At 60.8% G+C, this 17,469-nt stretch carries 19 protein-coding genes; 1 reads left to right on the forward strand and 18 read right to left on the reverse strand.

Annotated features, from left to right (window positions below):
- Window positions 1-171 precede the first annotated feature (171 nt).
- From der to BUC04_RS06240, 8 genes are all read right to left on the reverse strand, one after another.
- Entirely contained in the window at window positions 172-1,656 is a 1,485-nt protein-coding gene (der, locus tag BUC04_RS06205) for a ribosome biogenesis GTPase Der (protein WP_067662915.1), read from the reverse strand.
- A 70-nt stretch (window positions 1,657-1,726) separates the two neighbouring features.
- Window positions 1,727-2,914 carry an outer membrane protein assembly factor BamB gene (bamB, locus tag BUC04_RS06210; RefSeq protein ID WP_067662918.1) on the reverse strand — a complete coding sequence of 396 codons (1,188 nt, stop codon included), beginning with the start codon at window positions 2,912-2,914 and terminating at the stop codon, window positions 1,727-1,729.
- Window positions 2,915-2,926: 12 nt separating this feature from the next.
- Entirely contained in the window at window positions 2,927-3,547 is a 621-nt protein-coding gene (locus tag BUC04_RS06215; protein ID WP_067662920.1) for a YfgM family protein, read from the reverse strand.
- Between the two features lie 9 nt (window positions 3,548-3,556).
- Window positions 3,557-4,834: a histidine--tRNA ligase gene (hisS, locus tag BUC04_RS06220; protein WP_067662922.1), complete on the reverse strand. Its 1,278-nt coding sequence runs from the start codon at window positions 4,832-4,834 to the stop codon at window positions 3,557-3,559.
- Between the two features lie 75 nt (window positions 4,835-4,909).
- Window positions 4,910-6,028, reverse strand: coding sequence for a flavodoxin-dependent (E)-4-hydroxy-3-methylbut-2-enyl-diphosphate synthase (gene ispG, locus BUC04_RS06225; protein ID WP_067662925.1), 1,119 nt, complete (start codon window positions 6,026-6,028; stop codon window positions 4,910-4,912).
- A gap of 14 nt (window positions 6,029-6,042) precedes the next feature.
- Complete coding sequence (locus BUC04_RS06230; RefSeq protein ID WP_067662928.1) at window positions 6,043-7,035, reverse strand: RodZ domain-containing protein; 993 nt, start codon at window positions 7,033-7,035, stop codon at window positions 6,043-6,045.
- Window positions 7,035-7,808, reverse strand: a complete 774-nt coding sequence (gene pilW, locus BUC04_RS06235) for a type IV pilus biogenesis/stability protein PilW (RefSeq protein ID WP_067662931.1) — start codon at window positions 7,806-7,808, stop codon at window positions 7,035-7,037. Before pilW ends, BUC04_RS06230 begins: the two co-directional genes overlap by 1 nt.
- A gap of 29 nt (window positions 7,809-7,837) precedes the next feature.
- Entirely contained in the window at window positions 7,838-8,956 is a 1,119-nt protein-coding gene (locus tag BUC04_RS06240) for a dual-specificity RNA methyltransferase RlmN (protein ID WP_067662934.1), read from the reverse strand.
- A gap of 265 nt (window positions 8,957-9,221) precedes the next feature.
- On the opposite strand from BUC04_RS06240, the gene BUC04_RS06245 reads away from it, so the two are divergent.
- A complete protein-coding gene (locus tag BUC04_RS06245; RefSeq protein ID WP_067662938.1) occupies window positions 9,222-10,292 on the forward strand; it encodes a CNNM domain-containing protein in 1,071 nt (356 codons plus the stop codon).
- Window positions 10,293-10,363: 71 nt separating this feature from the next.
- Here BUC04_RS06245 and ndk read toward each other — a convergent pair whose 3' ends face one another.
- The 10 genes from ndk to iscR form a co-directional block, all read right to left on the reverse strand.
- Complete coding sequence (gene ndk / locus BUC04_RS06250) at window positions 10,364-10,795, reverse strand: nucleoside-diphosphate kinase (RefSeq protein ID WP_067662941.1); 432 nt, start codon at window positions 10,793-10,795, stop codon at window positions 10,364-10,366.
- Between the two features lie 146 nt (window positions 10,796-10,941).
- Window positions 10,942-11,481 carry a hypothetical protein gene (locus BUC04_RS06255; protein ID WP_067662945.1) on the reverse strand — a complete coding sequence of 180 codons (540 nt, stop codon included), beginning with the start codon at window positions 11,479-11,481 and terminating at the stop codon, window positions 10,942-10,944.
- Between the two features lie 406 nt (window positions 11,482-11,887).
- A complete protein-coding gene (iscX, locus tag BUC04_RS06260; protein ID WP_067662948.1) occupies window positions 11,888-12,088 on the reverse strand; it encodes a Fe-S cluster assembly protein IscX in 201 nt (66 codons plus the stop codon).
- Window positions 12,089-12,105: 17 nt separating this feature from the next.
- Complete coding sequence (fdx, locus tag BUC04_RS06265; protein WP_067662951.1) at window positions 12,106-12,444, reverse strand: ISC system 2Fe-2S type ferredoxin; 339 nt, start codon at window positions 12,442-12,444, stop codon at window positions 12,106-12,108.
- Window positions 12,445-12,453: 9 nt separating this feature from the next.
- Window positions 12,454-14,304, reverse strand: a complete 1,851-nt coding sequence (gene hscA / locus BUC04_RS06270; protein ID WP_067662954.1) for a Fe-S protein assembly chaperone HscA — start codon at window positions 14,302-14,304, stop codon at window positions 12,454-12,456.
- Window positions 14,305-14,321: 17 nt separating this feature from the next.
- On the reverse strand, window positions 14,322-14,837 hold the full coding sequence (gene hscB, locus BUC04_RS06275) for a co-chaperone HscB (RefSeq protein WP_067662957.1): 516 nt from the start codon (window positions 14,835-14,837) through the stop codon (window positions 14,322-14,324).
- Window positions 14,838-14,839: 2 nt separating this feature from the next.
- Complete coding sequence (gene iscA / locus BUC04_RS06280) at window positions 14,840-15,163, reverse strand: iron-sulfur cluster assembly protein IscA (RefSeq protein WP_067662960.1); 324 nt, start codon at window positions 15,161-15,163, stop codon at window positions 14,840-14,842.
- 14 nt (window positions 15,164-15,177) lie between these two features.
- Entirely contained in the window at window positions 15,178-15,561 is a 384-nt protein-coding gene (gene iscU, locus BUC04_RS06285; RefSeq protein ID WP_067662966.1) for a Fe-S cluster assembly scaffold IscU, read from the reverse strand.
- Window positions 15,562-15,632: 71 nt separating this feature from the next.
- A complete protein-coding gene (locus tag BUC04_RS06290) occupies window positions 15,633-16,847 on the reverse strand; it encodes an IscS subfamily cysteine desulfurase (RefSeq protein ID WP_067662968.1) in 1,215 nt (404 codons plus the stop codon).
- A 59-nt stretch (window positions 16,848-16,906) separates the two neighbouring features.
- Window positions 16,907-17,374, reverse strand: a complete 468-nt coding sequence (gene iscR / locus BUC04_RS06295; RefSeq protein ID WP_067662971.1) for a Fe-S cluster assembly transcriptional regulator IscR — start codon at window positions 17,372-17,374, stop codon at window positions 16,907-16,909.
- Between the last annotated feature and the right edge of the window lie 95 nt (window positions 17,375-17,469).

Raw genomic sequence — 17,469 nt, forward strand, 5'->3', positions numbered from 1 at the left:
ATCACCAAGGAAGGTTAAATTGACCAGCATATCTATTCAGTTAGAGCTGATTTCTAGCCCGGAAACGGCGGTTCTGATTGGCCAGTTTTTCACCAGGCTGACGCTGACTTTTTCTAGCCCATCAAAAAAGGAGCCCCTAAGGGCTCCTTTTTCTCGCGCTTAGCGGCCAGCTTACTTGCTGCCGCGGCTCTTGATCTGGTTGATCAGGCGGCGACGCTTGCGCTGCTGCAGCGGGGTCAGCTTCTCGCGCTTGCCCTCGAACGGGTTGGCGCCCTCCTGGAACAGCACCTTGATCGGGGTACCCATCACCTGCAAAGAGCGGCGGTAGTAGTTGATCAGGTAGCGCTTGTAAGAGTCCGGCAGGTCCCGCACCTGGTTGCCGTGCACCACGATGATCGGCGGGTTGTAGCCACCGGCGTGGGCGTACTTCAGCTTAACCCGACGACCGCGCACCATCGGCGGCTGGTGGTCATCCTGGGCCATGTGCATGATACGGGTCAGCATGGCGGTAGAGTGGCGCTGAGTGGCGCTGTCGTAGGCTTCCTGGACGGATTCGAACAGGTGGCCCACACCGGTGCCATGCAGTGCGGAGATAAAGTGCAGACGGGCAAAGTCGACAAAGCCCAGGCGACGGTCGATCTCACGCTTGATCTCGTCCTTCACCTCGTTGTCGAGGCCATCCCATTTGTTCACTGCCAGCACCACGGCACGGCCCGCGTTCAGGGCAAAGCCCAGCAGGGACAGATCCTGGTCGGACAGACCGGCACGGGCGTCGACCACAAGCAGCACCACGTTGGCGTCTTCAATCGCCTGCAGGGTTTTGATCACGGAGAACTTCTCTACCGCCTCAAACACGCTCTTACGGCGGCGTACCCCGGCGGTGTCGATCAGCACGTATTCGCGCTCATCGCGCTCCATCGGGATGTAGATGGAATCGCGGGTGGAGCCGGGCATGTCGTACACCACCACCCGCTCCTCACCGAGGATGCGGTTGGTCAGGGTGGATTTGCCCACGTTGGGACGACCGATGATGGCCAGCTTGATCGGCTGGTTGCGCAGACGCTCCGCTTCCTCCGCGGCGCTCTCCTCGGTGTGCTCGACTACCTCTTCCTCGGCCCACTCGTCTTCCTCAGCCGCCTCTTCGCCGTGCTCTTCGGCAAACTCCTCGGCCCAGGGGGTCAGGGCGTAGTCGATCAGGCTGGTGACACCGCGGTTCTGGGCGGCGGCGATCTGGTGGATGTCGCCCATACCCAGGGAGTAGAACTCGCCCACCGCCGCATCGGCATCGATGCCATCGGTCTTGTTGGCCACCAGCAGGGTCGGCTTCTCGCGGCTACGCAGGTGTTTGGCGATGGCTTCATCGGCGGCGGTGAGGCCGGCGCGGGCATCCACCATGAACAGCACCACGTCCGCTTCTTCGATGGCCACCAGGGACTGCTCGGCCATCTTGGTCTCGATGCCCTCTTCGGTGCCGTCGATGCCGCCGGTATCGATCACGATAAAGTCACGGCCACCCAGGTGGGCTTGGCCGTACTTACGATCCCGGGTCAGGCCAGGGAAATCCGCCACCAGAGCATCTCGGGTGCCGGTCAGGCGGTTAAACAGGGTGGACTTACCGACGTTCGGACGTCCTACCAGGGCAACCACTGGGATCATGCTATCGATACCTCATAAATCAAACGAAAACGCCCCCGAACATTCGGGGGCGCCATAGTGTACAGGGTGTTTAGGGAATTGTCACCGCAGCGACGCGTCCCGAACGGGTCTGTAGGTAGAGCTTGTCGCCATCCCGCAGTGGCTGCGCGTACAGCCCGCTGGAGTCAATCTGAGTGTAGCCCAGCAGCTCCCCGGTCTGACGGTCCAGCACATGGAGGTAGCCTTCGAAGTCGCCCACCACCAGGTAGTTACCCAGGGTTTGCGGCCCGGTCAGCAGACGGCCGGTCAGCTCGGTGTTGGCCCAGTTCTCCAGACCGTTACGACGGTCGATGGAGTACACGGCACCGCGAGAGTCGGTCATGTAGATCTGGAAGCCCTGGATCGCCAGCGGGGTGTAGCTGGAGTACTTACGGCTCCAGGCGATACGACCGCTGCGCAGCTCGATGGAGGCCAGGTTGCCGTTGAAGGCCGCGGAGTACACGTTGTCACCACGAACCACCGGCTTAACGTCCACGTCCACTACCCGCTCCAGTTCGTTGGAGCCGGTGGCTTCCGCCAGGCGCGCTTCCCAGATGGGGGCACCGCTGTCGGCAAACAGGGCGCTGACCTTACCGTCCGGGGTGCCGAAGATGGCGGCCCCTTGGGAGCTGGCGACGCCGGAGCTGCCACGCAGCATCAGCGGCGGCATGGTCAGGTCCATCTGCCAGACAAACTCACCGTTATCGACGTTGAAGGCCTGCACCTTACCGGCGGCGGTGTTGGCCACCACCATCCGGCCGATGATGGCCGGATCGGACAGCACTTCACCCACGGTAGTGGTTTCCCAGGCAACGCTGCCGTCTTCGGCATTGAGCGCGAAGATGGCGCCGTTTTCACTGCCGACGAACACCTTGTTAAAGCCGGTAGCAACACCACCGGACAGGCGAGCGCCCTTGTTCTTCTTCAGCATGCCGTCGCTAAAGGCGCGACGCAGGTTGGTGCTCCAGATCTCCTTGCCATCTTCCGGCGACAGCGCCGAAACGATGCCATGGCGCTCGGCTACGAACAGCTTGTCGTAGGCGATCGCCGGGGAGAGGGAAGACCAGTAATCTTCAATCCCCTTACCGACACGCTCCTTCCACTGGACGTCCACCTTCAGGTTTTGGTCCAGCTCCGGCAGCGGGGAGATCTGTTCTGATTCGTCATCGCTGGATGCACAGCCTGCCAAAACGGCAACGCTCAACAGGCCAGCCAGCCATCCTTTTCTTGCCAGCAACATCGATGGCACCCCTTATCCGGCTTGCGCCAGGTCGTCCAGCTTCATCTGCAGGCCCGGGTTGGTCAGCGCACCGCCGGCGTCCAGGGCAGATTGGTAGGCTTCACGGGCAGCTTGCAGCTCGCCCTTCTGCTTGAACAGGTCGCCCTTGAGCTCATCACGCTGGACCACGAAGGCCTCGTTGCTGATGGTAGCCAGGGTGGCTTCGGCAGCGGCCAGGTTGTCCTGGGCGATCTGCACGCGAGCCAGACGCAGTTGCGCCAGCGGGGCCACGCTGCTGTCCAGCTGACCGATAGCACCGCTGAGCAGGGATTCGGCGCGGGCCAGATCGCCGCTTTCTACCGCGGTGCGGGCTTCCAGCAGATCGGTCAGGGCAAGGTAACCGGCGTTGCCGTGCTCGGCACGGAAGGCATCGGCAGCGGCGCGCACTTCGTCGGCGCTGGCGCTGCTTTCAACGATCTTGGCGAAGTCGGTGGAGGCGGATTCACGCTGGGTTTCCTGGTGATCCTGGTAGGCGTTCCAGCCAAACAGGCCACCCAGGCCCAGTACAGCGCCACCGATGATGGACATGCCGTACTCTTTCCAGAATGTTTTGATCGCTTCTACTTGTTGTTCTTCGGTGCTGTAAATTTCCACAGGTTCCCCTTACGCGTTCAGCAACGCGGCTAACTCTTCCATCAGCGCGTCTTTGGCCAGTTGACGCTGTTCACCGCCACGCAGCGGTTTCACGGTCACCAGCCCTTGTTGTATTTCGTCTTCACCCAAGATCAGGGCAAATTCCGCCCCGCTCTTGTCGGCGCGCTTCATCTGTTTCTTAAAGTTTCCGCCACCGCAATGGGTCATCACCTTAAGCCCTGGCAGCGTCTGGCGCAACTCCTGCGCCAGCTGCAGTGCGCTGGCCAGCGCGCTGTCGCCCATGGCACAGACATAGACGTCGGTGTTGCGCGGCAGGTTGTCGAACTTGCCCAGGGTATCCAGCAGCAAAACCAGGCGCTCGATGCCCATGGCGAAGCCCACCGCCGGGCTGTCTTTGCCACCGAGCTGGTTCACCAGGCCGTCGTAGCGGCCACCGGCCAGTACGGTGCCCTGGGCACCCAGGCTCTCGGTCACCCACTCGAACACGGTGCGGTTGTAGTAATCCAGTCCACGAACCAGACGCGGGTTAACGGTGTATTCGATGCCAGCGGCGTGCAACAGTTCACACAAGGTATTGAAATGTTGCTTAGATTCTTCGCCCAGGTAGTCCATCAGCTCCGGCGCATTGACCAGCAGCGCCTGCACACCGGCGTCTTTGGAGTCCAGCACCCGCAGCGGGTTGCTGTGCAGACGACGCTGGCTGTCTTCGTCCAGCTTATCGATGTGCTGCTCCAAGAAGGCCACCAGCGCGTCGCGGTAGGCGGCACGCTCATCGCTGTTACCCAGGGTGTTCAGCTCCAGGCGGACGTGGTCGGACACGCCCAGGGCGTCCCACAGCGCCGCGGACATCATCAGCACCTCGGCGTCGATGTCGGCGCTGGCCAGGCCATACACCTCAACACCGAACTGGTGGAACTGACGGTAGCGGCCCTTCTGCGGACGCTCGTGACGGAACATCGGGCCCATGTACCACAGGCGTTGCTCCTGGTTATACAGCAGGCCGTGCTGGTTGCCGGCACGCACGGTGGAGGCGGTGCCTTCCGGACGCAGGGTCAGCATGTCACCGTTGCGGTCTTCGAAGGTGTACATCTCCTTCTCGACGATGTCGGTCACCTCACCGATGGCCCGCTTGAACAAGCCGGTCATCTCCACGATGGGGGTGCGGATCTCCTGGTAGCCGTAGCTCGCTACCAGTTGGCGCAGGGCGTTTTCCACCTGCTGCCACTTAACGGTGTCCGCCGGCAGGCAGTCGTTCATGCCGCGGATCGCTTGGATCTGTTTAGCCACTAATAAACCTGTTTGTTAGTAACGAAAAAAGGGGGTTCCAAAAACGGGAAATCCCGCCCAAGGGGGCGGGTTCCATTACTCGACGTCGGTTTCCTTGACGTCGATCCGCTGAGCCCGCATCGCAATCTGTTGTCGAATGCGGGTCTCCAGCAGGTTGACCAGGTCGGTGTTGTCGAGCCGCTCCTTCTGGCGCTTGCCATCGATGTAGAAGCCGCTCTTACGGTTGCTGCCCGCCAGTCCCAGATCGGACACCAGCGCCTCACCGGGGCCGTTCACCACGCAACCGATGATGGACACGTCCATCGGCGTGATCACGTCTTCCAGGCGCTGCTCCAGCGCGTTGACGGTGTTGATCACATCGAACTCCTGACGTGAGCAGGAGGGGCAGGCGATGAAGTTGATGCCACGGGCACGGATGCGCAGGCTCTTGAGGATATCAAAGCCCACCTTCACCTCTTCCACCGGATCCGCCGCCAGGGAGACCCGCAGGGTGTCGCCGATCCCTTCAGACAGCAGCATGCCCAGGCCGATGGCGGACTTGACCGCACCGGCACGGGCACCACCGGCTTCGGTGATCCCCAGGTGCAGCGGCTGCACGATCTGCTGGGCCAGCTGACGGTAGGACTCCACCGCCAGGAACACGTCGGAGGCTTTAACGCTCACCTTGAACTGGTCAAAGTTGAGGCGATCCAGGATGTCGACGTGGCGCATGGCGGATTCCACTAGGGCCGCCGGGGTCGGCTCGCCGTACTTCTCCTGGATCTCCCGCTCCAGTGAACCGGCGTTGACGCCGATGCGGATCGGGATGTTCTTATCGCGGGCGCAATCCACCACCGCACGGATGCGGTCCTCGTGGCCGATGTTGCCGGGGTTGATGCGCAGGCAGTCCACCCCGTACTCCGCCACTTTGAGGGCGATGCGGTAATCGAAGTGGATGTCGGCGACCAACGGGATGTTGGTCTGCTGCTTGATCAGACGGAAGGCTTCCGCGGCTTCCATGGTCGGCACGGACACACGCACGATGTCGGCACCGGCACGCTCGATCGCCTGGATCTGCGCCACGGTGGCTTCCACATCGGTGGTGCGGGTGTTGGTCATGGACTGCACCGAGATGGGGGCATCGCCCCCTACCGGCACGTTGCCCACCATGATTTGGGTCGACTTGCGTCGTTGAATTGGGGATTCCTGGTGCATGTCTTTTTAACTGCTTACTGAGGTAGGGTCAGTCGGGCAACACGGCCTGGGCGGAAGCCAGACAGGTCGACCTGATCACCATTGAAAACCAGATTGGCCGCTTCCGGCGCGCCCAATCGAATGCTAAACGGTGCCTCACCCTGGACGTCGGTCTGGTAGCCATCGCTCTTCAGGCCTTCCACCAGCACCCGACCATTGGCGTCCTGCACCAGCATCCAGCAATCGGCGCTGAGGCGGATGCTGAGGCTGTCTTCGCTGGCCACCGCCGGCGCGCTCTCTTCGGCGGCTTCTGCCACCGGCTCGGCCGCACTCGGTGCGGTCACCGGTTGAGCGGCGCTACTGGCCAGCTCATCGCTTTGGCTTTGGGACTGGGCGGGCAGGCTCGGCTCAGGCTGAGCAGGCTCGCTGCGCTGAACGGCAGCCGGCTCGATTATCTCAGGCTCAGCCGTTTCGAAGGCGTCGCTGGACTCGGTCAGGCTGGGCGCTTCGACGGCAGGCTCTTCCAGAGTCGGGGCATCCAGGCTGGGGCTTTGCGGCTCAGCGCTGCTGGGAGATTCAATGGTCACGGTGGGCGGCGCCACGGTGTCGCTGCTGTCATCGCTGCGACCAAACAGGCCCCAGATGATCACTACGGCCAGGGCCAACAGGATCACCCAGGTCAGCATCATCCAGCGGCTGTCGTGTTTTTCCCGGTGGGTTCGGCCGGAGAAGCTCTGCATCTCCTTGGTGGGTTCCGGTTGGTGCAGGCGATCCAGTGCGTCGTTGAGGCGTTGCTCATCCAGGCCCACCAGGCGGGCGTAGTTGCGGATGTAGCCTCGGATGTAGGTGATGGACATGTCAGGCTCAAAGCTGTCCTGTTCCATCCCGACCACAACCGAATGACGCAGGTTAAGGCGCTGGGCCACCTGCGTTGTGGTCAATCCTGCCCGTTCACGGGCTTGTCGTAGCATCGGGCCCGGTGTTTCTACCAACTCCGGGCTTGCGTCGTTCTGTTGTTCGTCTGTCATCAGTAATACTTCATTCGGTACGTTTTCGCCTGCTCTGAACCAGGGTACTTCGCCAACAATAATACCCCATAGCGACGGGCCGCATCCGTATTCTGAACGCTATATTCCAACTCTGCCCCCAACAGCAAACTGGCTGGGGATTCGTTGCCACCTTGATGGTAACGCTCGAGATACCGGCGCGTTTCATCCCATTGCTGAGCAACGAAGCTTAATTCTGCCACTTCCAGCAAGGTCGCGGCTCGGCGGGGATCATAATTGAGAGCCCGCTCATAATACAGTCTGGCTTTGTCGTCCCATCCGGCCTGACGGGCACACATCCCAAGGTTTTCATAGGTTTGGCTCATGCGGATGTAGCCGGGAATGTCCACGGCCCGATTCATCCACTTGTCGGCATCCTTGTAACGCTGCTGCCGACAGAGAAACACCCCGTAGTTGTTAGCCGCATCGGCACTGTTCGGGTGAACCGACACCGCCCGCTTGTAAAACTGTTCGGCCCGCGCTTCGTCCTTGACCACATCGTAGTAGTGCGCCATGGCCAGCAGCGCTTCATCCAGATCCGGCGACTGTTCCAGCGCCCGCTCCAGGTTGTACTTGGCCTGTTCGTTATCGCCACGATTGAGGTAAGCAAGCCCCAGTGACACCCGTTCACGGGCGGCCGCTGAGGGCACGTATTCTCGTTCAGCAACCCGAGTGTCGGTGCCGCTGTAGGTGGTGGTCTGAACGCAGCCGGACATTAACAACGGTAGCAGGATGACCAGGCCAATGCGCTTCATCGTATCCCTGATGTTTTACAAACAAATACTTAGCTCATTGTGACCGAAATGGACTTCTCTTGCATACGTTTTTTTACCAGTCGCTTGGTGCGATCCCGCACGTCACCGACCAGCTGACCGCAGGCAGCGTCGATGTCGTCGCCTCGGGTTTTACGCACGATGACGGTCAAACCGTAGTCCATCAGCACCTTGGCAAAGCGGTCGATGCGCGAGTTGGAGCTCTTGCCGTACGGGCTGCCAGGGTAAGGGTTGAAGGGGATCAGGTTGATCTTACACGGCGTGTCCTTCATCACCTTGGCCAGCTCGTGGGCCTGCTCAGTGCTGTCGTTGATGTGGTCCAGCATCACGTACTCCACCGTCACCCGGCCCTTGTTGGCCAGCGACTTGCCCAGATAACCGCGTACCGAGGCCAGGAACATGTCGATGTTGTACTTCTTGTTGACCGGCACCAGCACGTCGCGCAGTGCATCGTCCGGGGCGTGCAAAGAGATGGCCAGGGCCACGTCGATCTGATCGCCCAGCTTGTCCAGCGCCGGTACCACACCAGAGGTGGACAGGGTGACGCGGCGCTTGGACAGGCCAAAGCCGAAGTCATCCAGCATGATGTTCATCGCCGGCACCACGTTACTGAGGTTGAGCAGCGGCTCGCCCATGCCCATCAGAACCACGTTGGAGATGGGACGCTCACCGGTCTCGGTCTTCAGACCCAGGTAGGTGGCCACACGCCACACCTGGCCGATGATCTCGGACACGGTGAGGTTGCGGTTGAAGCCCTGCTGAGCGGTGGAGCAGAAGCTGCATTCCAGCGCACAGCCTACCTGGGAGGAGATGCACAGGGTGGCCCGATCCGCTTCCGGGATGTAGACAGTTTCGACCTGCTGGCCGTTGCCCACATCGATGGCAAACTTGATGGTGCCGTCGGAGGAGTGCTGGCTGGTGGCGATCTCCGGAGCAATCACCTCGGCGCGCTCCTTGAGCTTGGCGCGCAGGCCCTTGTTGATGTTGGTCATCTGGTCAAAGTCAGCGCAACCAAAGTGATAGATCCACTTCATTACCTGATCGGCGCGGAACGGCTTCTCGCCGATCTCCACGAAAAACGCGCGCAAGCCGTCGCGATCCAGGTTAAGCAGGTTGGTTTTCTCTGTCATCGGATGCCTCATCTACCAGCCGAAAAATGGCGCGCAATTGTACAGGGTTCATCGCCCCGCCGTCCAGCCCGGAAAGGGCTGGGCCATCCACCGTTGCAGGCCAGGGCGCTGCCTCTTTTTTGTTCAGACGGTTCAAGCTTGGCCTAATGCACTCTGAACAGGCCACTTTCCTTGTTACAAGGGACTAATGAAAAACTGACAAACCCCGTTATTATTGGCACATCGCCATGTTGGCGATTTTGTTGAACAGGAGTATGAATCCAAAATGTTGCTGCTTTCAGTGTACATTGCCCTGGCCATCGGGGTGTCTTTCATCTGCAGCGTGCTGGAAGCCACCTTGCTGAGCATCACCCCAGCCTACATCAAGGGCCTCAAAGCCGATCACCCCAAAGCAGCGGATCGGCTGGAGAAGCTCAAGGCCAATATCGAGGCGCCACTGGTGGCGATCCTCACCCTCAATACCGTGGCCCATACCGCCGGGGCCGCCGGTGCCGGTGCCCAGGCCGCCGCGGTGTTTGGTAGCCAGGTGCTGGGGCTGTTCTCCGCCATCCTGACCCTGGCGATCCTGTTCCTGTCCGAGATCATCCCTAAGACCCTGGGTGCCAACTACTGGCGTCAGCTGGCACCGCTTTCTGCCCGCCCGCTGCAGGCGCTGGTGACCCTGACCAAGCCGCTGATCTGGCTCTCTGCCAAGATGACCAGCCTGCTGGGCAAAGAGGGCAGCGGCCAGTACATCCGCTCTGAGATGTCCGCCATGGCCGACATCGGTGCCGAGTCTGGTGAGCTCAATGACCAGGAGTCCAACATCCTTAAGCAGATGCTTAAGGCGCGGAGTATCCCGGTATCGGCGATCATGACTCCGCGTACGGTGATCTTCGCCCTGCCCCAGAGCCTGACCCTGGCGGAGTACGCCCATGAGCACAGCCGTAAGGGCTTCAGCCGGATCCCGATCTACGCCCACGACCCGGACGACATTGTCGGTTACGTGCAGAAGGCGGATGTGCTGATGGCGGAGAAAGCCCAGCCGGAAGCGCCGCTGCGTACCCTGCGACGCAGCATGACGGTGATCCCGGAGAACACCCAACTGATGCGGGTGTTTGAGTTGCTGCTTAACAAGCAGAACCCGATGGCGATGGTGGTGGACGAGTACGGCAGCGTACGCGGCCTGGTGACCATGGAGGACGTGCTGGAGTCACTGCTGGGGCTGGAGATCGTCGAGCGCGACGACCCGGCCGAGGACATGCAGCAACTGGCCAAGAAGCTGTGGGACCACCGCCAGAAGCAGCGCAAGTTCCGGGTCAGCCACGACGAGGAGCCGGACAACAAGGCGGAATAAGCCTTATCGGTGTCCAATCGCAGAAACAAAAAAAGCGCCCCTCGGGGCGCTTTTTCATGACTCAAATCAGCTTAGCGGGTGCGCGGGCAGATCTCGTCAGCGGTAAAGAAGTAAGCGATCTCACGCTCAGCAGAAGCCAGGGCGTCGGAGCCGTGAACTGCGTTGGCGTCGATGCTGTCAGCGAAGTCGCTGCGCAGGGTACCGCGAGCCGCTTCAGCCGGGTTGGTGGCACCCATGATTTCACGGTTGGCCAGAACGGCGTTTTCGCCTTCCAGTACCTGCACCATGATCGGGCCGGAGGTCATGAACTCAACCAGCGCCGGGAAGAAAGGACGCTCTTTGTGCTCAGCGTAGAAGCCTTCGGCTTGCTCTTTGCTCAGGTGTACCATCTTGCTGGCAACGATCTTCAGACCAGCGGCCTCGAAGCGGCTGTAGATGGCGCCAATCACGTTCTTAGCGACGGCATCCGGCTTAACGATAGAAAAAGTGCGCTCAATGGCCATTGTCTGTCCACTCCATGTTGTTTTAAGGACGTCTATTTTGTCGCGCGGATTATATGGCATCCGGCAGCAAAAATCCCACCCTAATCACATGATGTGACGACTTTAGGTGCGCTATCGCACATTTTTCTGCAATGACGGGATGGCCGTCAGTTGCCGTACTTTACCCCAACCCAGGCGCAGTGCTTATCGCAGCAGCGGCGATAGCGGCTGACGAAGCCCCGTTTGCGGGCTTGTTCCATCAACCGATGCAAGACAGCGCTGTTGTCATCGGACTCGGGCAGGGCCAGCAGGATGCGGCCACCGGAGCGCAAACGACGCCAGGCTTGGTCGAGCAGAGGTTCGAAGGGCTCATTAACGCGGTTGGGCAGGACCACCACCACATCACACTGCTGCGGCGCACTGGAGGGGCCGGTGCGGCGACGTTCGATCTGAGGGTACTGCTGTGCCATCTGATCGACGAATGCGATGCGGTCGTCTTCCTCGAGGATCACCACACTGCCCTGCTCACTGACGGAGCCAGCCAGGGTGGTGAGAACGTCACGGTCGGGTTGGCCATACACCAACACCTGTTCGTTGCGACGGATGCTCAGCTTGCGGAGCAGAAAATTCAGTTGCCAGTCAGCCAGGCAAGGTTCGCCAGCAACGGGCTGGCTATCAGGTAGGATACTGCGGACGCTTTGTGTCATTTTTGGTCACCGCAAATCAGGTAAGAAGTCAGAGGATGCCGCTCGGTAGCCCTGTAAGATTTGGACTACATCTTAGTAGGCGACATTCCATTGACAAAACTAAAATGATTGTCTAAGAAAAGAAACCCCATAGCGGCAAAGAATGATTATTATTTGTCCCGGGATAACTGATTATGCGGTGAGCATCACAAACGGGCATGGTTCTGCCGCCACCCAGTCCCCCTTCCCTGCTGCAAATATTACCGTTTTGTGAATCGGACAAAAAACACGCTGCAGCTGCCCTAACAGAGAATTCCATGAGGTGAAAGTGGGAGTTTTCCCCGCTGAAACCAACCATTGGATGCGCCAGCTCTCGACCAGGTCTTTCTGATACCCATAAAAAACGCGACCCTGAGGTCGCGTTTATTCAATCCACTTCGTCTATCCAGGCCTGTTGAATGGCCTCCAGCACCCGCTCGCCGCTGTGGTTGGGATCGTCGTCAAACTCCTCCAATGCCAGCACCCAAGCGCGCAACTCGGTAAAGCGCAACTGGGTTGGGTCCTGCTCAGGGTGTTGTTCCGCCAGTTCAATGGCGATGTCCTGCACGTCAGTCCACTTCAATCCCATGTTGCGCCTCCGTTTGCTTAGTGGTGTTCAGATACCTGGTTAATGGTATAGCGGGGAATGTCGATCACCAAGTCCTCGTCCGCAACCTTGGATTGGCAGGAGAGTCGGGACTCCGGCTCCAGGCCCCAGGCCTTGTCCAGCATGTCGTCTTCCAGCTCGTCGCTCTCTTCGAGCGAATCAAAGCCTTCGCGAACCACCACGTGGCAGGTGGTGCAGGCACAGGATTTTTCACAGGCGTGCTCGATGTGGATGCCGTTTTTCAGCGCCACATCCAGTACGGTTTCACCGCTTTGTGCCTCTACTTCCAGCCCTTCCGGGCACAGCTCCTGATGGGGCAGGAATACAATCTTCGGCATGCTGTCCTCTTATACGTTGTCCACCGACTGGCCCGACAGGGCACGGCGGATGGAAAGATCCATGCGCAGGGCGGCGAATTCGCTGCTGGCGTTGTCCAGCGCTTCGATGCCCTGCTTAATCACTTCGCCGTCCGTGCCTTCGCACAGGGCGGCCAGGTCTCGCATGCGCTGCTCCAGCGCCTGTCGAGCTTCCGGCGCCAGCAGGATGTCGCCATCCGCTTCCAGCGCCTTGGTCAAACTTTCGATCACCCGGCCGGCCTCGATGCGCTGCTCGGTGAGCATCCGCTTATCCAGGTCTTCCCGGGCGTGGGTCATGGAGTCGGTGAGCATCTGGGTCACTTCCGCATCACTCAGGCCGAAGGCCGGCTTGACCTCGATGGAGGATTGTACCCCAGTGGTCTTCTCCATGGCGGTGACGCTGAGTAGGCCGTCGGCGTCGACCTGGAAGGTCACTCGCACCACCGCGGTACCGGCCGCCATCGCAGGCAGACCGCGCAGCTCAAAGCGGGCCAGGGAGCGGCAGTCTGCCACCATCTCGCGCTCGCCCTGGACCACGTGGATCGCCATGGCCGACTGGCCGTCCTTGTAGGTGGTGAACTCCTGGGCACGGGCCACCGGGATGGTGGTGTTACGCGGGATCACCTTCTCGGTCAGGCCGCCCATGGTCTCCAGACCCAGCGACAGCGGCAGGACGTCCAGCAGCAGCATCTCGGAGTCGGGCTTGTTACCCACCAGGATGTCCGCCTGGATGGCGGCACCGATGGCGACCACACGGTCCGGATCGATGCTGGTCAGCGGGGTACGGCCAAAGTAATCGCCAATCTGGTTGCGTACTGCCGGCACTCGAGTCGAGCCGCCGACCATCACCACTTCCAGCACCTCGTCGGCGGCCACGCCGGCGTCTTTCAGACAGCGGCGGCAGGCCATCAGGGTGCGCTTGATCAGCGGCTGGATCAGCTCATTGAAGTGATCCACGTTGATGGTTTGCTGCCAGTCACCCAGCTGCGCTTGCACGCTGTCCTGATCAGACAGTGCCTCTTTGACCCGGCAGGCCTCGTTGAGCAAGCGGCGCTGGTTGGCCGGATCGCGAGCGTCCAGACCAGACTGTTCAGCCAGGTAATCGGCCAGCAGGTGGTCGAAGTCGTCGCCGCCCAGGGCGGAGTCGCCACCGGTGGCCAGCACCTCGAACACCCCTTTATTGAGGCGCAGGATGGAGATATCAAAGGTGCCGCCACCCAGGTCGTAGACCGCGATAACCCCCTCCTGGCCGCTATCCAGGCCATAGGCGATGGCGGCGGCGGTGGGCTCGTTGAGCAGGCGCAGCACCTTAACGCCCAGCAGCTCGGCGGCGTCCTTGGTGCCCTGGCGCTGGGCGTCATCGAAGTAGGCGGGTACGGTGATCACCGCACCGGACAGGTCGCCGCCCAGGGTGGCTTCGGCACGCTGGATCAGCGGGCGCAGCACCTCGGCGGAGATCTGGATGGCGTTCTGCTCGCCCTGGCGGGTGACAAACAGCGGCAAGCCGTTGTCGGAGGCCTTGAGCTGGTAGGGCTGATTGGGGTAGCGGGCGGTGACGTCCTCAAGGGAGCGCCCCAGATAGCGTTTCACCGAGATGATGGTGTTGTGCGGGTCTTGCACCGCCTCGGCTTTGGCAGCGTGGCCGGTGACCACCTGCTCATCGGCAAAGCGCACCACGGAGGGCATGCGGTGACGGCCCTGTTCGTCCGGCAGGGTAGCGGCTTCGCCACTGCGAACCGCGGCCACCAGCGAGTTGGTGGTGCCCAGATCGATGCCCACCGCGAGTTTGTGCTGATGGGGAGCCGCAGCTTGGCCCGGTTCCGCGATCTGAAGTAATGCCATGTTGTGTTATCCGATGCTCACAGTTCCCACTGCTCTTCCAGCAGTGACAACTCCTGTTCCAGTTTGTCGACGAATTTGAGCTTGCGCAGGGTATCGGCTGCTTGCGGCCAGTTGGCCCCGTCCAGGTGACTGGCCAGTTCAGCCAGCATCGTCTTGCGAAGGTCAACGAACTCCCGCTCCAGGGCCATTGCGCCCTCCATAGGATCGGCGTTGCCCGGCAACTCGGCCAGGGCTTCTCGCCATTCCATCTGTTGCATCAGGAAGAGGGGGTCTTTGACCGTGGCGGTCTCGCCACGCAGTTCGATGCCGTTCAGGCGAAGCAGGTATTCGGCGCGGCTCAAGGGGGACTTGAGGGTCTCAAAGGCGTCGTTGATTTCGGCGGTCTTGTGTACCGCCAGCATCCGCTCCCGATCACTGGCAGCGGCAAATTTGTCGGGATGCACCGCCCGTTGCAGCTCGCGGTAGCGGCTGGCCAGGGCGGCCCCGTCTAGCTCAAACCCTTGGGGCAGAGCGAAGAGTTCGAAGTAGTTCATGCTCAGACGGTGAAGCTCTCACCGCAACCGCACTCACCGGTTGAGTTGGGGTTCTCGAACTTGAAGCCCTCGTTGAGGCCTTCCTTGACGAAGTCCACCTCGAGCCCTTCCAGGTACACCAGGCTCTTGGCGTCGATGATCAGGTTTACACCCTGCTCATTGAACACCTCGTCGCCCGGCTCCAGTTCATCAACGAACTCCAGCACGTAGGCCAGACCGGAGCAACCGGAGGTCTTCAGCCCCAGGCGCAGCCCGAGGCCCTTGCCTCGATTAGCCAGGTAGGATTTGACGCGTTCTGCGGCGGCTTCGGTCAGGGTAATGGCCATGTACTACTCCAGTCTTACTTGTCTTGCTTGCTCTTGTAATCGGTGATGGCCGCCTTGATGGCGTCCTCAGCGAGGATAGAGCAGTGGATCTTCACCGGCGGCAGGGCCAGCTCTTCGGCGATGGCGGTGTTCTTGATCTCCGCTGCCTCGTCCAGGGTTTTCCCCTTGACCCACTCGGTCACCAGGGAGCTGGAAGCGATCGCGCTGCCACAGCCGTAGGTCTTGAACTTGGCGTCCTCAATCACCCCACCGTCGGAGATCTTGAGTTGCAGTTTCATCACGTCACCACACGCCGGGGCGCCCACCATACCGGTGGCTACGTTCGGGTCGTTCTTATCGAAAGAGCCAACGTTGCGCGGGTTTTCGTAGTGGTCGATTACTTTATCACTGTAAGCCATAACTGAGCTCCAAAGCTTGCTTCATTCTGTGAAGCCAACCCCGCCGCAAAAGCGACGGGACACAATTCCAATTAGTGCGCTGCCCATTCCACTTTGGACAGGTCTACACCGTCTTTGAACATCTCCCACAGCGGGGACATGTCACGCAACTTGCCGATCGAGTCGTTGATGATCGCGATGGCATGGTCCACTTCTGCCTCGGTGGTAAAGCGGCCGATGCTGAAACGGATGGAGCTGTGGGCCAGCTCATCGTTCAGACCCAGGGCGCGCAGTACGTAGCTCGGCTCCAGGGAGGCGGAGGTACAGGCACTGCCGGAGGACACGGCCAGGTCTTTCAGGGCCATGATCAGGGACTCGCCTTCAACAAAGTTGAAGCTGACGTTGAGGTTACCGGCGACACGCTGCTCGGCGTCACCATTGAGGTAAACCTCTTCCATCCCCTTGATGCCGTTCCACAGACGGTTGCGCAGGGACAGGATGCGATCGTTCTCGCTGGCCATCTCTTCTTTGGCCAGGCGGCAGGCTTCACCCAAACCAACGATCTGGTGGGTCGCCAGGGTGCCGGAGCGCATGCCGCGCTCGTGACCGCCACCGTGCATCTGGGCTTCCAGACGAACACGGGGCTTACGGCGTACGTACAGGGCACCGATGCCCTTGGGGCCGTACATCTTGTGGCCGGAGATGGAGATCATGTCGACCTGCATCGCCTTCACGTCCAGCGGCAGCTTGCCGGCGCTCTGGGCCGCGTCCACGTGGAACAGGATGCCCTTGCTGCGACACAGCTCGCCGATGGCGGAGATGTCGTGGATAACGCCGATCTCGTTGTTGACGTGCATGATAGACACCAGCACGGTGTCGTCACGCATGGCCGCCTCGATGCGCTCCAGCGGGATGATGCCGTTGGCTGCCGGCTCCAGGTAGGTCACCTCGAAGCCTTCACGCTCCAGCTGACGACAGGTGTCCAGCACGGCTTTGTGCTCGGTCTTGCTGGTGATGACGTGCTTGCCGCGCTTCTGGTAGAAGGTGGCAGCGCCCTTGATCGCCAGGTTGTTGGACTCGGTGGCACCGGAGGTGAACACGATCTCACGGGGGTCGGCGTTGAGCAGTTCGGCGACGTTGTTACGGGCCACGTCCACGGCCTCTTCGGCTTGCCAGCCAAAGCGGTGGGAGCGGGACGCCGGGTTACCGAAGTTACCGTCCAGGGTGAGGTGCTGCATCATCGCTTCCGCAACACGGGGGTCCACCGGCGTGGTGGCAGAGTAGTCAAAGTAGATCGGGAGTCTCATTACTTTCTCCACATACGAGCCGGTCACTATGGTTCCGGCGTAAAACAGACTGCCTGCAATCAGGCCCGGGCACGGGCCTGGTTGCGTACCTGGGCCTCTTCCTGGCGCAGGCTGACGACTTTCACTTGCCGATCCTCCATCAGATCCGCAAGGCTGATACCGTTAAGAAAACTGGCAATACGATCACTCAGGTCGCCCCACAGCGAGTGGGTCAGACAGCGGGCACCGCCCTGGCAGTTGCTCTGGCCGTGGCAGCGGGTGGCGTCCACCGACTCGTCCACTGCATGAACCACCATGCCTACCGAGATCTCCTCCGCGGCCTTGCCCAGCAGGTAACCGCCACCGGGACCACGCACACTGGAGACCAGGCCCTGCTTGCGCAGCTTGGCGAACAGCTGCTCCAGGTAGGACAGGGAGATCCCTTGGCGTTCGGAGATGTCCGCCAGAGGGACGGGCCCTTCCGGGGTATGGAGGGCGACATCCAGAATCGCGGTTACCGCATAGCGGCCTTTCGATGTGAGTCTCATTGCCAGTTTCCTTCCGTAATTCTACGGCCCAGTCTATATACCCGACCAATTTAGTCAAGTATAAAACCAACCAATCTGGTCAGGTATTAATTTGG

It is taken from the genome of Ferrimonas marina (genome assembly GCF_900129905.1).
GTDB classification, from domain to species: domain Bacteria; phylum Pseudomonadota; class Gammaproteobacteria; order Enterobacterales; family Shewanellaceae; genus Ferrimonas; species Ferrimonas marina.

Coding starts and splice junctions, on each gene's coding strand:
- der (WP_067662915.1), bottom strand. CDS start 1,656: ATGATCCCAGTGGTTGCCCTGGTAGGACGTCCGAACGTCGGTAAGTCC.
- bamB (WP_067662918.1), bottom strand. CDS start 2,914: ATGTTGCTGGCAAGAAAAGGATGGCTGGCTGGCCTGTTGAGCGTTGCC.
- ispG (WP_067662925.1), bottom strand. CDS start 6,028: ATGCACCAGGAATCCCCAATTCAACGACGCAAGTCGACCCAAATCATG.
- BUC04_RS06230 (WP_067662928.1), bottom strand. CDS start 7,035: ATGACAGACGAACAACAGAACGACGCAAGCCCGGAGTTGGTAGAAACA.
- pilW (WP_067662931.1), bottom strand. CDS start 7,808: ATGAAGCGCATTGGCCTGGTCATCCTGCTACCGTTGTTAATGTCCGGC.
- BUC04_RS06240 (WP_067662934.1), bottom strand. CDS start 8,956: ATGACAGAGAAAACCAACCTGCTTAACCTGGATCGCGACGGCTTGCGC.
- BUC04_RS06245 (WP_067662938.1), top strand. CDS start 9,222: ATGTTGCTGCTTTCAGTGTACATTGCCCTGGCCATCGGGGTGTCTTTC.
- ndk (WP_067662941.1), bottom strand. CDS start 10,795: ATGGCCATTGAGCGCACTTTTTCTATCGTTAAGCCGGATGCCGTCGCT.
- BUC04_RS06255 (WP_067662945.1), bottom strand. CDS start 11,481: ATGACACAAAGCGTCCGCAGTATCCTACCTGATAGCCAGCCCGTTGCT.
- iscX (WP_067662948.1), bottom strand. CDS start 12,088: ATGGGATTGAAGTGGACTGACGTGCAGGACATCGCCATTGAACTGGCG.
- fdx (WP_067662951.1), bottom strand. CDS start 12,444: ATGCCGAAGATTGTATTCCTGCCCCATCAGGAGCTGTGCCCGGAAGGG.
- hscA (WP_067662954.1), bottom strand. CDS start 14,304: ATGGCATTACTTCAGATCGCGGAACCGGGCCAAGCTGCGGCTCCCCAT.
- hscB (WP_067662957.1), bottom strand. CDS start 14,837: ATGAACTACTTCGAACTCTTCGCTCTGCCCCAAGGGTTTGAGCTAGAC.
- iscA (WP_067662960.1), bottom strand. CDS start 15,163: ATGGCCATTACCCTGACCGAAGCCGCCGCAGAACGCGTCAAATCCTAC.
- iscU (WP_067662966.1), bottom strand. CDS start 15,561: ATGGCTTACAGTGATAAAGTAATCGACCACTACGAAAACCCGCGCAAC.
- BUC04_RS06290 (WP_067662968.1), bottom strand. CDS start 16,847: ATGAGACTCCCGATCTACTTTGACTACTCTGCCACCACGCCGGTGGAC.
- iscR (WP_067662971.1), bottom strand. CDS start 17,374: ATGAGACTCACATCGAAAGGCCGCTATGCGGTAACCGCGATTCTGGAT.